General features: G+C 44.1%; 16 protein-coding genes. 13 read left to right on the top strand and 3 right to left on the bottom strand.

Annotated features, from left to right (window positions below):
- The first annotated feature begins 1 nt into the window (after position 1).
- The 13 genes from hypB to GGR02_RS00205 all read left to right on the top strand — a co-directional run bounded on the left by hypB (position 2) and on the right by GGR02_RS00205 (position 11,306).
- The gene (hypB, locus tag GGR02_RS00265; protein ID WP_183182750.1) at positions 2 to 661 is read left to right on the top strand and encodes a hydrogenase nickel incorporation protein HypB; all 660 of its coding nucleotides are present in this window, start codon (positions 2 to 4) and stop codon (positions 659 to 661) included.
- Positions 646 to 2,949, top strand: a complete 2,304-nt coding sequence (gene hypF / locus GGR02_RS00260) for a carbamoyltransferase HypF (protein WP_183182749.1) — start codon at positions 646 to 648, stop codon at positions 2,947 to 2,949. Before hypB ends, hypF begins: the two co-directional genes overlap by 16 nt.
- Complete coding sequence (locus GGR02_RS00255) at positions 2,922 to 3,170, top strand: HypC/HybG/HupF family hydrogenase formation chaperone (protein WP_183182748.1); 249 nt, start codon at positions 2,922 to 2,924, stop codon at positions 3,168 to 3,170. The genes hypF and GGR02_RS00255 overlap by 28 nt, the downstream gene beginning before the upstream one ends.
- The gene (hypD, locus tag GGR02_RS00250; protein WP_183182747.1) at positions 3,130 to 4,239 is read left to right on the top strand and encodes a hydrogenase formation protein HypD; all 1,110 of its coding nucleotides are present in this window, start codon (positions 3,130 to 3,132) and stop codon (positions 4,237 to 4,239) included. Before GGR02_RS00255 ends, hypD begins: the two co-directional genes overlap by 41 nt.
- 2 nt (positions 4,240 to 4,241) lie before the next feature.
- On the top strand, positions 4,242 to 5,234 hold the full coding sequence (hypE, locus tag GGR02_RS00245) for a hydrogenase expression/formation protein HypE (protein ID WP_183182746.1): 993 nt from the start codon (positions 4,242 to 4,244) through the stop codon (positions 5,232 to 5,234).
- Positions 5,235 to 5,303: 69 nt separating this feature from the next.
- Positions 5,304 to 6,098, top strand: coding sequence for a thymidylate synthase (gene thyA, locus GGR02_RS00240; protein ID WP_183182745.1), 795 nt, complete (start codon positions 5,304 to 5,306; stop codon positions 6,096 to 6,098).
- 12 nt (positions 6,099 to 6,110) lie between these two features.
- Positions 6,111 to 6,608 carry a dihydrofolate reductase gene (locus tag GGR02_RS00235; RefSeq protein WP_183182744.1) on the top strand — a complete coding sequence of 166 codons (498 nt, stop codon included), beginning with the start codon at positions 6,111 to 6,113 and terminating at the stop codon, positions 6,606 to 6,608.
- Between the two features lie 135 nt (positions 6,609 to 6,743).
- Positions 6,744 to 8,015, top strand: coding sequence for a threonine ammonia-lyase IlvA (ilvA, locus tag GGR02_RS00230; RefSeq protein WP_183182743.1), 1,272 nt, complete (start codon positions 6,744 to 6,746; stop codon positions 8,013 to 8,015).
- A gap of 117 nt (positions 8,016 to 8,132) precedes the next feature.
- Positions 8,133 to 8,384: a YpmP family protein gene (locus GGR02_RS00225; RefSeq protein WP_183182742.1), complete on the top strand. Its 252-nt coding sequence runs from the start codon at positions 8,133 to 8,135 to the stop codon at positions 8,382 to 8,384.
- Positions 8,385 to 8,494: 110 nt separating this feature from the next.
- Entirely contained in the window at positions 8,495 to 9,337 is an 843-nt protein-coding gene (locus GGR02_RS00220; RefSeq protein ID WP_183182741.1) for a DegV family protein, read from the top strand.
- A gap of 11 nt (positions 9,338 to 9,348) precedes the next feature.
- Positions 9,349 to 9,918 carry an SCO family protein gene (locus GGR02_RS00215; RefSeq protein WP_183182740.1) on the top strand — a complete coding sequence of 190 codons (570 nt, stop codon included), beginning with the start codon at positions 9,349 to 9,351 and terminating at the stop codon, positions 9,916 to 9,918.
- Positions 9,919 to 9,975: 57 nt separating this feature from the next.
- Entirely contained in the window at positions 9,976 to 10,743 is a 768-nt protein-coding gene (locus tag GGR02_RS00210; protein WP_183182739.1) for an SGNH/GDSL hydrolase family protein, read from the top strand.
- Positions 10,740 to 11,306 carry a YpmS family protein gene (locus GGR02_RS00205; protein ID WP_183182738.1) on the top strand — a complete coding sequence of 189 codons (567 nt, stop codon included), beginning with the start codon at positions 10,740 to 10,742 and terminating at the stop codon, positions 11,304 to 11,306. Before GGR02_RS00210 ends, GGR02_RS00205 begins: the two co-directional genes overlap by 4 nt.
- 42 nt (positions 11,307 to 11,348) lie before the next feature.
- Here the strand turns inward: GGR02_RS00205 and GGR02_RS00200 are convergent, their stop codons facing one another.
- The 3 genes from GGR02_RS00200 to GGR02_RS00190 form a co-directional block, all read right to left on the bottom strand.
- The gene (locus tag GGR02_RS00200) at positions 11,349 to 12,698 is read right to left on the bottom strand and encodes an RsmF rRNA methyltransferase first C-terminal domain-containing protein (protein WP_183182737.1); all 1,350 of its coding nucleotides are present in this window, start codon (positions 12,696 to 12,698) and stop codon (positions 11,349 to 11,351) included.
- Positions 12,699 to 12,764: 66 nt separating this feature from the next.
- Positions 12,765 to 13,349 (bottom strand): glycerol-3-phosphate 1-O-acyltransferase PlsY, encoded by a 585-nt coding sequence (gene plsY / locus GGR02_RS00195; RefSeq protein WP_183182935.1) that lies wholly within the window; start codon positions 13,347 to 13,349, stop codon positions 12,765 to 12,767.
- A gap of 86 nt (positions 13,350 to 13,435) precedes the next feature.
- Complete coding sequence (locus GGR02_RS00190; protein ID WP_183182736.1) at positions 13,436 to 14,050, bottom strand: DUF2238 domain-containing protein; 615 nt, start codon at positions 14,048 to 14,050, stop codon at positions 13,436 to 13,438.
- Positions 14,051 to 14,116 lie beyond the last annotated feature (66 nt).

Here is a 14,116-nt window from a genome sequence, read left to right as displayed (position 1 = left end):
TATGCGAATTGAATTGGAAGTCGATGTGCTAACGAACAACAATCGAGCGGCACAGTTTAACCGCCGTCTATTTGAAGAAACAAAAACGTTAGTGATTAACGTTATGAGTTCACCTGGTGCAGGGAAGACGACGTTGTTAGAAAAAACGATTGAAGCACTGTCGAGCGAATTTCGGATTGGGGTGATCGAGGGGGATTTAGCAACGGAAAAAGATGCCGAACGAATCCGCGCTCTCGGGGCACAAGCAATCCAAATTAATACGCATGGCGGCTGTCATCTAGATGCAAGAATGATTGCTGCCGTATTGCCGAAGTTTGAGTTAGATGAAATCGACTTGTTGTTTATTGAAAACGTTGGCAACCTCGTTTGTCCTTCGAGCTATGATTTAGGACAACAACATAAAGTAGCGGTATTAAGCGTTCCTGAAGGAAACGATAAAATCGTTAAATATCCGACGATGTTTATGCGGACAGAGCTTGTGTTAGTAAACAAAATCGACTTATTGCCATACCTTGATTTTGACATAGTACAAGCAAAAGAAGATTTAATAGGCATCAATCCGCAGTCGCTATTGCTGCCGGTATCCGCAAAAACAGGCGAAGGGATGGATCAATGGCTTCGCTGGATTAGAGAGGGTATTGCCCAATGGCAAAAGCAATAAAAGTCACGGTTCGTGGTCGTGTTCAAGGCGTTGGCTTTCGCCCGTTTGTGTTTCAATTGGCGCATCGCTATCGCCTTGCAGGAACGGTGCAAAACAACATGGATGGCGTAACGATTATAGCGGAAGGGGAGGAAAAACAGCTACAGCTATTTTTACATGCATTAATACAAGAAGCACCGCGATTATCTCGCATAGACGAATGGAACGTTGTTGCCATTCCGGCACAAGGGTGGCAACAGTTTTCGATTATAAAAAGCGAGCGAAAAGGAACATCTTCGCTCGTTATCCCTATCGATACAGCGGTGTGCGACGATTGTTTACAGGAAATGAACGACCCAGCTGATTTTCGTTATCGCTATCCATTCATTAATTGTACGCAATGTGGACCACGGTATACTATTATCGAACAATTGCCGTACGATCGTCCATATACATCGATGAAAACTTTTCCGATGTGCAACCGATGCCAAAAAGAATACGAAAACCCATTAAACCGCCGGCATCACGCCCAACCAATCGCTTGCCCTACTTGCGGTCCAAGCGTTATGCTTATCGACCGGCATGGACAAACATGGAAAGAGGAAGCAATCGAAAAAGCGCAAGAGTTTCTCATGGCAGGAGCGATTGTGGCGATAAAAGGACTAGGTGGGTATCATCTTGCGTGCGATGCAACAAACGAAACAGCTGTACGACAATTACGAAAAAGAAAACAGCGACCGACACGACCATTAGCAATCATGGCAGCTAATTTAGCGGTTGCAAACCAAATCGGGGAAATAAACGAGAAAGAAGCGCAGCTGTTAACGTCACCGGAAGCACCGATTGTGATTGTAAAGAGGAAGCCGTTCACTCTGCTTGCACCGTCGATTTCACCAGGATTGACAACGGTTGGCGTTATGCTTCCATATACCCCACTGCATCACTTGTTATTAGACGAACAAACGTTGCCTCTATTGGTAATGACAAGCGCTAATCGTTCTGGTATGCCTATTTTATATGAAGACGCGCAGGCGTTTAGCGAATTAAACGAAATTGCTGATTACTTTCTTGTACACAATCGTTCGATTGTTCATCCGTTGGATGATTCGGTCGTGCAGTGGCAAAACGGACGCCTTGACTTTTTGCGACGGGCACGTGGATTTGTCCCCGATCCGTTGTTTACAACAGAAAGTGTCCATGCGCTGGCTGCTTTAGGCGGGCAACAAAAAAACGTCTTTGCCTTTGGGAGAAATCAGCAGCTATTTCTTGGACCGCATATCGGAGATTTACAAAATATCGATGTCATCCATCATTTCCTGCGAGAGTATGAACATTTACGAACATGGCTAGGGATCCAACCAGACGCTGTTGCAGTCGATATGCATCCGAATTATGAAACATGGAATATCGTAAAAGAATGGGATGTTTCTGTCATTCCTGTTCAGCACCATCACGCCCATATGGTAGCTTGCATGGAAGACAACGGATTAAAGGAAAGCTGCTTCGGGCTTATTTTAGATGGAACAGGGTATGGAGAAGATGGGAATGTATGGGGATTTGAACTTTTATATGGCGATGCTAGCTATTATGAGCGGCTTGGTCATTTACTTTATACCCCATTGCCGGGGGGAGAAAAGTGCATTAAAGAGCCGTGGCGTACAGCTGTTGGAATGCTTGGTTATTATTTTGGGGAAAAAGGCTACGAATACGCGTTGCAACGGTTTCCAGATAAACAATACGAGATAGCTATTTTAAAAAACATGATTGAAAAAGGAATAAACGCTCCTTTAGCTGGTACGTGTGGACGGTTATTTGATGCAGTGAGCGCTTTTTTGCATGTTTGTTTACACCCGATGTATGACGGAGAAGCGGCCATTCGACTGTCCGAGATAATCGACGAAGAAAATGTGTACGAGCCTTACCCGTTCGCTATTCGAGAAAACCGTCTATTAGAAATTGATTTAGCAGATATGTGGCTCGCTATTATTGAAGATGTTTCCCGAAACGAAAATCCCGTTCAAATGGCAGGACGGTTTCACGAGACAGTGGTCGCCGCGTCGGTGGAAATGATTCGACGAGCGGCGAAACGACATCGTTCGTCCGAACGTCGCATTGTGCTGTCAGGAGGAAGCATGCATAATCGCTATGTAACGAAACGGTTAGTAGAGCAGTTGCAAGCGGCAGCATTCACTGTCTACACACATCAGAAAGTTCCGTGTAGCGACGGGGGACTAGCGCTTGGTCAATTAATGATTGCAGCTAAACGAAGGGAGAGAGAGGTATGTGCGTCGGAGTTCCAGCAAAAGTGATTGACATAAATGGGCTTTCGGCATTAGTGGACGTCATGGGCTCACAGATGAATGTCGGGATTTTATTTGTACCTGAAGTCCAAATGGGAGACTATGTCGTCGTTCATGCAGGGCAAGCAATGTCGATCGTCGATGAACAATACGCGAAAGCAAGTTTAGAAGAATGGAGGAAATTAGTCGATGCCAGAATTGCTGACTCCTCAAATGAACAAAACGGTTAGCCAACTATTGCTAAAAGAAGTCGTTCGGTTGTCTAAGCAATTCCAACATAAATTCAACCGTCTTCCAGCGTTTATGGAAGTATGCGGTTCACATACGATGGCGCTTGCGAGAACCGGCGTCAAAAAAGCGCTGCAAAACGATATTCGCCTTATTTCTGGTCCTGGTTGCCCTGTTTGTGTGACAGACCAATCGATTATTGATGCGATGATTTCTTTGACGGATGGAGAAAATCGGATTATTTGTACGTTTGGCGACATGATGCGAGTGCCCGGCTCTGATGGAACGCTTATGCAGGCAAAAACAGAAGGAAACGATATTCGCGTCGTATATTCACCGGTCGATGCGGTTCGTGTGGCTGAACAGCATCCTGAAAAAGAAGTGATTTTTTTAGGCATCGGCTTTGAAACAACGATCCCCATTTTGGCAGCTGCTATAAAAGAGGCGGAAGAAAAACGAATACTTAATTTTTCGATGTGGATGTCGACAAAACTCGTGGAGCCGATTTTACGATATTTGCTTGATTATGATGATCTAGCGCTAGATGGTTTTTTACTTCCAGGCCATGTGTCGATGGTAATGGGACGAAAACATTTTGAATTTTTAGCAGAAGAATACCGGTTACCGGCAGTGATTAGCGGCTTTGAAGCAGTGGATTTGCTTAGCAGTTTACGGCAGTTGCTACTTCTTGCATTGGCGGAACGTCCTTTAGTGATGAACAACTACCAAAACGTAGTAACTGAAGACGGCAATACGCACGCGAAACATTGGATGAACCACTATTTTTCTTTATGCGATGAAGCATGGAGAGGAATCGGAAGCATTCCTAATAGCGGAATGGATATTCGCAAGGAGTACGAGCAATGGGATGCGAAAAAGAAGTTTTCGGTATTAGCAAAACGTCCGCGCAAAACGAAATGCCGATGCGGGGAAATTATTCGTGGCTTGATAGAGCCGCCGGAATGCGCGCTATTTGCCAAAGCATGCACGCCGCTTCACCCTGTCGGTCCTTGCATGGTTTCCTCGGAAGGAAGCTGTGCCGCTTATTTCCAGTACATGAGGGAGGAATGAGGATGGAACGAATTACGCTTGCGCACGGGGATGGAGGAGAATTAGCGCATCAACTAATCCAACAACTATTTGTTGCCCACTTCCATCACGATGCTTTTGTGAAATTTGATGCTGCCTTACTTTCCATAGAAAAAGGGAAACTAGCGATAACAACCGATAGCTTCGTAGTGAAACCGCTTTTTTTCCCTGGAGGAAATATTGGCAAACTTGCCGTTGTCGGAACAGTGAACGATTTAGCGGTGTCAGGTGCAATCCCGAAAGCGATTACGTGCGGTTTTATTTTGGAGGAAGGGTTTCCGATTTCCGATTTAAAGCGAATTGTCCAATCGATGGCAGAAGAAGCGCAAAAAATTGGCGTTGCTATTGTTGCTGGGGATACGAAAGTAGTCGAACGGGGAGCAGCAGATGGCATTTACATCAACACGACAGGAATCGGAATCGTCGAAGAACCGCTCGTTCCATCTTTTCAAGAAGGAGATTCTGTCATTATAAGCGGCTCGGTTGGAGACCATGGCATTACAATTTTTGCTGCACGTGGAGAATTAGGATTGATGACCAATTTAACAAGCGACTGTGCGGCGTTATCCCCAATGATTTCGCAAGCGACGAAGGCGTCGAAACAAATTCGCATCATGCGCGATCCGACCCGCGGTGGATTGGCCACTGCGCTTGTGGAAATTTGCGAAGATTTTCAACTAACGATTGAACTATCAGAAGACGCGATTCCGATTAAGCGGGAAGTAGAAGGGGCGTGTGACTTGCTCGGATTTGATCCGCTATATTTAGCAAATGAAGGAAAAGTGATTTTTATTGTGGCGAAAGAAGACGAACAAAAAGTACTGCAAGCGATTCGGTCAAGGGAAGAAGGAAAAGAAGCAGCGGTGATTGGAACGGTACGCGCTACTGAAAAGGGGCAGCTTTTATTGCGGACGCCGCTAGGAACGACGCGGAGATTGTATCGCTTAACCGGACTTTTATTACCACGCATTTGTTAGTACGGGTTTGTTGCCCGTGCTTTTTTTATATATAATAAGGGGAAGTAATATAGAAAGGATGAAGCAGAAGTGAAGCAATATTTGCAGTTACTTCAAGATATTTTAGAAAACGGGGTACATAAAGAAGACCGTACTGGAGTTGGGACGCTGTCTGTCTTCGGACGCCAATTGCGCTTTAATTTGCAAGAAGGCTTTCCGCTTATTACGACGAAAAAATTGCATATCCGCTCGATTATTTACGAATTATTATGGTTTTTAAGCGGCAATACGAACGTCCGTTATTTGCAAGAAAACGGCGTCACGATTTGGGACGAATGGGCCGATGAAAATGGAGAATTAGGGCCTGTGTATGGAGCGCAATGGCGGTCGTGGAAAGGGGCAGACGGAAAAACCGTTGACCAAATTAGCGAGGTGATCGATCAAATTAAAACGAATCCGAACTCTCGCCGTTTACTAGTAAGCGCGTGGAACGTCGCTGAATTAGATAAGATGAAATTGCCGCCATGCCATTATGCGTTTCAGTTTTATGTCGCCGACGGCAAGCTATCTTGCATGTGGCAACAGCGCTCGGTCGATACGTTTTTAGGCTTGCCGTTTAATATTGCAAGCTATGCATTATTGACACATATGATTGCCCAGCAATGTGATTTAGACGTCGGAGAACTTATTTTTACAGGCGGCGATATCCATTTGTATATGAACCATTTAGAACAAGCGAAACTGCAATTAACGAGAGAACCGCGCCCGCTGCCAAAACTAATTATCAAGCGAAAACCGGAGTCGATTTTCGAGTATGAATTCGATGATTTTGAAATTGTCGATTACAATCCGCATCCGCACATTAAAGCGCCGGTAGCGGTGTAAAGGGGAATAGGGATGATTTCACTTATTGTGGCGATGGATAACAACCGTGTGATCGGAAAAGACAATCAGTTGCCGTGGCATTTGCCGGCAGATTTAGCGTATTTTAAAAAAACGACGATGGGACATCCGATTGTGATGGGGCGAAAAACATTTCTATCCATTGGTCGTCCACTACCAGGAAGAGAAAACATTATCGTCACGCGCAATCGCTCGTTTCAAGCGGAAGGATGCACGATCATTCATTCGGTCGCTGACATAAAAACGATCGCTTCCGAACGTAAAGAAGAAGTGTTTGTCATCGGCGGGGCGGAAATTTTTCAAGCAACGCTACCGTTTGCCGACCGGCTCTATATTACGAAAATCGACGCGCATTTTCCTGGGGACACATTTTTCCCACCATTTTCCGAAACCGACTGGCGACTCGTTTCAAGCACCAAAGGGCCGAAAGACGAAAAAAATCCATACGACTATACGTTTCTTGTCTATGAGCGCAAAACGTACTTCGCGTAAAGCGAGTACGTTTTTTCGCTATCCATGTGTGTCTGGTAAAATTTTTATAAATTTTTGCTCCTTCACCTTTATTTTTTTGAAAATTGTGATATAATGTTCAAATTAAAAAGACGTGAAGGAAAGGAATAGAAACCTATGGAACAACAGTTGAAACGAAAGCAAGGAGCTGTCTATGTCGAGGATATTTTAATTGCGTATCATACACTAAAAGATGTCGTTTATCATACGCCATTGCAAAAAAACCCGCTCTTATCGGAACGGTATGGTTGTAATGTCTATTTAAAACGCGAAGATTTGCAAGTTGTTCGTTCGTTTAAAATTCGCGGTGCTTACAACCGGATGAAACATTTAACGGACGACGAACGAAAAAACGGCATTGTATGTGCAAGTGCTGGCAACCATGCGCAAGGGGTCGCGTATTCTTGCCGAGCATTAGGAGTACATGGGAAAATTTATATGCCAGCGACGACGCCGCGCCAAAAAGTGTCGCAAGTACAATTATTCGGAAAAGACATGGTCGAAATTATTTTAGTCGGGGATACGTTTGATGACTCGTTCAATGAAGCGGTGCAATGCGCGAAGCAAGAAGGGAGAACGTTCATTCATCCGTTTGATGATGAATATGTCATTGCGGGCCAAGGAACGATTGGGGTAGAAATATTAAACGACTGTGAAGAGCCGATTGACTTTTTGTTTGCGAGCATCGGCGGCGGTGGATTGATGTCAGGCGTAGGCACATATATGAAAAGCATTTCGCCAACGACGAAGCTAATCGGCGTGGAACCAGAGGGTGCTCCGTCGATGAAAGCAGCGATTAAGCACGGGCATGTCGTGACGTTAGAAGAAATTGATAAGTTTGTGGACGGGGCAGCAGTGAAAACGGTTGGAGAAACGACGTTTTCCCTTTGTAAAGAAATGCTTGACGACATTGTCGTCGTTCCGGAGGGAAAAGCATGTACGACGATTTTAGAGCTTTATAACGAAAATGCGATTGTTGTCGAGCCGGCTGGGGCGCTTCCAGTCGCAGCGCTAGATTTATACCAAGAGCAAATTCGGGGAAAAAATGTTGTCTGCATTATTAGCGGCGGCAATAACGACATTGACCGCATGCAAGAAATTAAAGAGCGTTCAATGATTTATGAGGGGCTGCAACATTACTTTATCGTTAGCTTCCCGCAACGCGCCGGCGCGCTACGCGAATTTTTAGACGAAGTGCTTGGCCCGACGGATGACATTACTCGCTTTGAATATACAAAGAAAAACAATAAAGAAAACGGACCGGCGTTAGTTGGCATCGAACTGAAACGCCGCGAAGATTATGCCCCGTTAATTGAGCGAATGAAGAAAAAAGGCTTTCCGTTCCAAGAAGTAAATAAAGATCCAAACTTATTCCATTTGCTCATTTAACGCAAAAATCGCCTTTTTTCGGCAAAAAATTTATAAATATTTCGCACCATCCGACATACTTTCGCCTAGATTTCGTGTATAATAATAATAAATCGGTCAAAAAAGAGGATTGATATTTTGTTATTCAAAAGTCTGGAGTTTAAAAACGCTTACGGACAGAAGGTAAAGATTATCGAAATTCCAGTATTGGAGGAAGATAACACGTATCGATTTATGATTCAATTGCGTTTAGAAACGTTTATTGCGAAAGTATATCGGTCTCGTGACGCTCGTTCTGTTTATTCGTTTCGTGATTATTTGAAAAAAGTATTAAAATGGCCTGTCTACGAACAAATCTTTAAGACAGATATTTTAAAAAACAATGCATAATTGCAATAAGTTGTTTTGCTTCGGCAAAGCAACTTTTTTTGTGTTTTTTATAGGCAGTACGGGAATTTCATTGTATAATAATTATTAAGTTTAGATTAGGAAGTGAAGGAATGAACAAAGTTAAAATTGTGACAGACTCAACAGTAGATTTACCGAATGAAACATTAGCCGCATACGGCATTGAAATTGTCCCATTAACATTTACGATCGGTAACGAAACGTATATCGACCGAGTGGATATTACTCCAGAACAATTTATGGAAAAGATGCGGCAAACGAACGAATTGCCGAAAAGCTCACAACCGGCAGCAGGGCAATTTTTAGAAGTATATAACCGATTAGGGGAAGAGGGATATGATATTCTGTCGATTCATATGACAGGCGAATTAAGTGGTACCGTTCGTTCCGCTGAACAAGCGGCTCATATGTCGAGTGCGAATGTGACGGTCGTTGATTCGCAATTTATTTCCCTAGCGTTAGGGTTTCAGGTAATCGAAGCAGCAAAATTGGCGCAAGCGAAAAAAAGCATTTCCGACATTGTGTCGCATCTAGAAAAGATAAAACGAAATACGCATTTATATGTGACGGTCGATACGCTCGAAAATTTAGTGAAGGGCGGGCGAATTGGCCGCGGCAAAGCGTTAATCGGCTCGCTTTTAAATATTAAACCGATTGCCGCTCTCATCGACGGCGTGTATACGCCGATGGCGAAAGTGCGGAGTTACTCACAAATCGTCAAATATTTAACGGAGCGATTTATCGAAGATACCGCCGGAAAAACAATTCGAGCAGTAGGCATTGCGCATGCCGATGCACTAGCGCTAGCAAATCGTTTAAAGCAAGCGCTTATCGATGCGACAGGGCATGAACAAATTGAAATTGTCTATACAACGCCGGTCATTTCGACCCATACAGGACCGGGAGCGATCGGATTTATGTATTACGCAGAATAGGTGAGTAGACGATGCGAAAAATGATGATGGTGCTCATGGTGATCTTATTTGTTTCTGCATGCGGAAAAGAAATTCCAGACGCAAAAAATTGGCCAATTGCTTCTTTTACTTTTACTGACCAAAATAATAAGCCATTTGGTTTGAACGATTTAAAAGGGAAAGTGTGGGTCGCGAATTTCATCTTTACGCGCTGTGCCGATGTATGTCCACCGATGACAGCCAATATGGCAAAATTGCAGCGGATGGCGAAAGAGGAAGGGCTAGAGGTCGAATTCGTGTCGTTTAGCGTCGACCCAGAAAACGACCACCCAGAGCAATTAAAAGCGTACATTGAAAAATTTCATGCCGATACGCGCCATTGGCATTTGTTAACAGGATATAAACAAAAAGACATTGAAACATTCGCACAAAAAAACTTTAAAGCGATCGTACAAAAACCAGAAGGGCAAAGCCAAGTCATTCATGGGACGGACTTTTATCTTGTCGACCAACATGGAAACATTGTTCAGTATTATAACGGATGGAAAAACGTTCCGTATAAACAAATTTTGGAGCACATTAAAATTCTTCAAACGTCATAAAAAGGGCAAAAATGTTTTGGCATTTTTGCCTTTTCGTATTGTAGGCAGGTGACAGAAGTGAAAACGTGGGGGATTGTACTTATATGTTGCTTGTTAGTTGGGTGTTCGGCGACCCCAACAACGAACGTAACGGACGTTTCGCAAAGACCAATCGGACTTCCAAATCGGTTAATCATTCCCGATGATTTCGTCCCGAAAGATGTGCGCATTGTGGCGCTTGGGGATTCATTAACCGAAGGGGTTGGCGCTACAAACGGCGGGTACGTTGCGGATGTAAAGGAAAAACTACTACAGCATAAAGCGGTACGTTCGGTGACGGTAACGAATTTCGGAAAACGGGGGTTACGCATTTCTCAACTTGATGGGGTCATTAAGAAGCACGAACAGCCGATGAAAGAAGCAGATATGATTTTCATCACCATTGGCGGAAATGATGTGATGGAAATCGTTCGCTCTCATTTGTTTGATTTAACGTATTCATTATTTGCGCAAAAACAAAAAACGTTTGCGCAAAAGCTCGATGACTTAATTCGGACGCTTCGCTCTTTAAACAAAGACGCAACGATCGTCCTTATCGGCTTATACAATCCGTTTGCGAACTCTTTGCAGACGATTCCCGAAATTGATGATGTTATCGCTATGTGGAACAAAGGGAGCCGCGACGTGCTAAGCCGCTATGAACGAACGATATTTGTCGATGTGAAAGATATATTTGACGATCACGACGATTTGCTCTATGACGATCAATTCCATCCGAACGAACAAGGCTATGCGTTAATCGCTGCGCGCGTATACGAACAACTAGCAAGGGGTATAAAGAAATGAAAAAACCATGGAAAATTGCTTTTTTTACGTTATTCATAATCAATGTCGCAACAATTAGCAGCCTATTTTTCTTTTTGCTGCAGCCGTCTGAACTAACGATTCCGACACCGGAAGCAGGAAAAGGTGCAACGTTTCTTGTTCATGCCTCAAAAGAAGATGTGAATGCGTTTATGAACGATTACATTCAACAAAAAAAGAAAAAAGGAACGCTTTCGTATCGCGTCTGGGTGAATGACCGCGTATATATTGCCAGTGAAATTGAATTGTTCGGAAGAAATATTCCGTTAACGATGTCGTTTTTACCAAACGTCGTCAACGGAGATGTAGAGTTGCGTGACCCAGACTTATCATTAGGAGCGTTACACATTCCGGCACGATATGCCCTAAACTATTTACAAAAACACGCAAGCCTGCCGAGTGAAGTAGTCATTGACCCTAATCATAACCGCATTTACGTGGCGGTGACACATATGCGCTTAAAAAACGGCTACCGTCTTTCTGTCCAGTCATTTGATTTACCGCACGACAGCATTGTGTTCACATTAACAATTCCAACAAAATAAAGAGGCTGTCCTCAACCGGATGGAGGACAGCGCTTGAAGGGGCTATATTCTTAGCCCCTTCGGATAAAAGTTTTTTAATGTCCCTTTGACTTCTTTCCCCCAGCCGAGCGGATAACCGTCGATTGTCACAACAGACCAACCGCGGTCGCCGCCTGTTTCTACCGTTTCGCCGCGCAAATATTTCGTATAGTCCTCTAGTTCGAGCGAGTGCACGACTTCTTCTTTTTTTAACGCCAATGCGAGGGCATGATTTGGTTCAAACCGCTGTTTTTTCTGTTCGCCTAAATGTAAGCCAGCGCGCACGACTTTTAGCCCAGCAAAACTCGGACAGTCGTCAGGAAGGGCAAATAAGTGTTGATCGAACGCATATATCGTTTTTTCGATCGTAATCGTTAACGTTTCTTTTTCAAACGCTCGATACTCGCGTAATGCTTGTTTCGTCACATTAGACGTAGCGTTTTTTCCTTTCCATTTTGGCGTTTGGCCCATTTTTTGTAATTTCGCCACAAAATGCCCTTCGCCTAGTAGCCTATGCGGCCAAAGCCGGGCTGTTTTTTCGATAGCGGTCAACGCGGTCTTCGTCCATTCCGGTCGTCCGGGTTGAATGCCCGCGCTTTTTTCAATCGCTACTAATTCGAGATCTTCGTATTTTTGTAGCAATGCTTCCATCGTCTGTTCATTTTCTTCTGGAGAAAAGGTGCATGTAGAATAGACGAGAATGCCTCCCTCCTTCAACATACGATATGCGCAGTCTAAAATATGTTGCTGTTTTACAGCACACTGGTGAACGTGTTCTTCGCTCCAGTAGGTAATCGCTTCTTCATCTTTTCGAAACATCCCTTCTCCAGAACATGGCGCATCGACTAAAATTTTGTCAAAATAGCCGGTAAAACGTTCCGCTAATTTTTCGGGCGTTTCGTTCGTGACGAGCGCATTCGTAATGCCGAGCCGTTCGATATTTTCCGATAACGCTTTGACGCGTTTCGGATGAATTTCATTCGCAAGCAAAAAACCGGTATTGTTCATCATGGCAGCGAGCTGTGTCGTTTTTCCACCAGGAGCAGCACAAAGGTCGAGCACTTTTTCTCCATGGCTCGGTTGCAACGTTTCCGCCACAAACATCGCGCTTGGCTCTTGGATATAATATAGCCCTGCCGCGTGATACGGATGTTTTCCGGGTTGGTCGTCCGTTTCGTAGTAAAAACCAGTCGGACAAAACGGAACAGGGGCAAGCGTAAACGGAACGAGCGCTAAAAACGTATCCCGATCGATTTTTAATGGATTAAAGCGCAAGCCGTTCACTTTTTCTCTTTCATACGACGCGAAAAAACGTGGAGCCTCTTCTTGTAAAAGGGCGTTCATTTTTTCGACGAATGTGTGTGGTAGTTTCAACGAACAATCTCCTTTCTGTTTATTCCATGCTCCGCAAAAGAGGCTGCCCGAACATAGGACAGCCTATTATAACCATTTGACTTTTGGCTCCGTTTTATTAATGATTCGTTTAATGTTGGCGCGGTGACGGTAAAAAATAAACGCCGTTAATACCGCTACAACAATCGTAAGCGGGATATCGTCCGTAAAGAACACGGTATATATAATGGCATACACCCCAGCCATCATTGAAGAAAGAGAAACGTATTTTGACAAATAGAGCGTCAGAAAGAAAACGGCGATAAGCGTAAAAAATAGAAACGGAGAGTAAAATAAGATCACGCCCCCTGACGTTGCCACTGCTTTTCCTCCGCGAAATCCAGCAAACACTGGATACATATGGCCAATCACCGCAAAAACGCCAGCCAATAGTGGATGCATATCGACCGCAAATAAGACAGGGAGGCTAGCTGCTAGTGTGCCTTTTAAAATGTCGCCAATCGTCACCATCATTCCGGCTTTCACCCCAAGAACGCGAAACGTATTCGTTCCCCCTAAGTTGCCGCTTCCGTGCTCCCGGATGTCGATGCCATATCCGACTTTTCCGACAACGAGGGCAAATGGAATAGAGCCAAGCAAGTAGGCAGCTGCCAGTATCAATAGTTTTGTCACCAAGCTTCATACACCCTTTACTTATCAATTTCGTGCATGTCTTTATTTTACCACGCAACGAAAAAAACGCTAGATACAGAGGGTGATTATTTTTTGAGCAACTTATCGTGCACGTTTGTCAGCAACAATAAAGCAAGAATGGATCCAACAAAGCAAAGCAGCATATCCCATTGCGTATCCCACGTGTCGCCTTGCGTTCCTAAAAAATCTTTGACCGCTTTTCCTTGTTTAGCGAGAGTACCGACGAGCCACTCGATAATTTCATACAATGCGGCGATTGCAAGCGACATGCTGAGGACGATGGTCGTTAACCAGCCGCCTTTTGGAAGAGGGGTTTTTCGCAATACCATTTCTCGTAACACAATCGCAAACAATCCTTTTAACAAATGCCCAAACCGGTCGTAATGGTTGCGTTGCCAATGGAACGTTTCTTTCATCCAGTTAAACAGCGGAACTTTCGAATAAATGTAATGCCCGCCGATGAACATACTAATGGCCAAAATGGCAATAATCGCATAAGAAAGAGTCGTCAGCTGAAACCGGCGGTACGTAGCGATAACAATAATCACCCCCACAACCGCAGGACTGACTTCGAGCACCCACGTCAAATAATTCGCCGGCTTGATTGCCGACCAAATCAAACCAGTGATCACGGTTAACAATAAAAAGAGATGAGTTTTGGAATATACTTGCTTCCTCACATGACGCACTCCCTGCAACAGTTTATGTTTAGTATTGGAATAAAGGGGGTTTTTATACAAAAACCC

The organism is Anoxybacteroides voinovskiense (genome assembly GCF_014196205.1).
Classification (GTDB): Bacteria; Bacillota; Bacilli; order Bacillales; family Anoxybacillaceae; genus Anoxybacteroides; species Anoxybacteroides voinovskiense.
The sequence above is the reverse complement of the archived record's forward strand: the minus strand, read 5'-3'. Positions and strand labels throughout refer to the sequence as shown.

Bases quoted from the DNA above. Each gene is read 5' to 3' on its own strand.
- hypB (WP_183182750.1), top strand. From the start codon at position 2: ATGCGAATTGAATTGGAAGTCGATGTGCTAACGAACAACAATCGAGCG.
- hypF (WP_183182749.1), top strand. From the start codon at position 646: ATGGCAAAAGCAATAAAAGTCACGGTTCGTGGTCGTGTTCAAGGCGTT.
- GGR02_RS00255 (WP_183182748.1), top strand. From the start codon at position 2,922: ATGTGCGTCGGAGTTCCAGCAAAAGTGATTGACATAAATGGGCTTTCG.
- hypD (WP_183182747.1), top strand. From the start codon at position 3,130: ATGCCAGAATTGCTGACTCCTCAAATGAACAAAACGGTTAGCCAACTA.
- hypE (WP_183182746.1), top strand. From the start codon at position 4,242: ATGGAACGAATTACGCTTGCGCACGGGGATGGAGGAGAATTAGCGCAT.
- GGR02_RS00235 (WP_183182744.1), top strand. From the start codon at position 6,111: ATGATTTCACTTATTGTGGCGATGGATAACAACCGTGTGATCGGAAAA.
- ilvA (WP_183182743.1), top strand. From the start codon at position 6,744: ATGGAACAACAGTTGAAACGAAAGCAAGGAGCTGTCTATGTCGAGGAT.
- GGR02_RS00220 (WP_183182741.1), top strand. From the start codon at position 8,495: ATGAACAAAGTTAAAATTGTGACAGACTCAACAGTAGATTTACCGAAT.
- GGR02_RS00215 (WP_183182740.1), top strand. From the start codon at position 9,349: ATGCGAAAAATGATGATGGTGCTCATGGTGATCTTATTTGTTTCTGCA.
- GGR02_RS00205 (WP_183182738.1), top strand. From the start codon at position 10,740: ATGAAAAAACCATGGAAAATTGCTTTTTTTACGTTATTCATAATCAAT.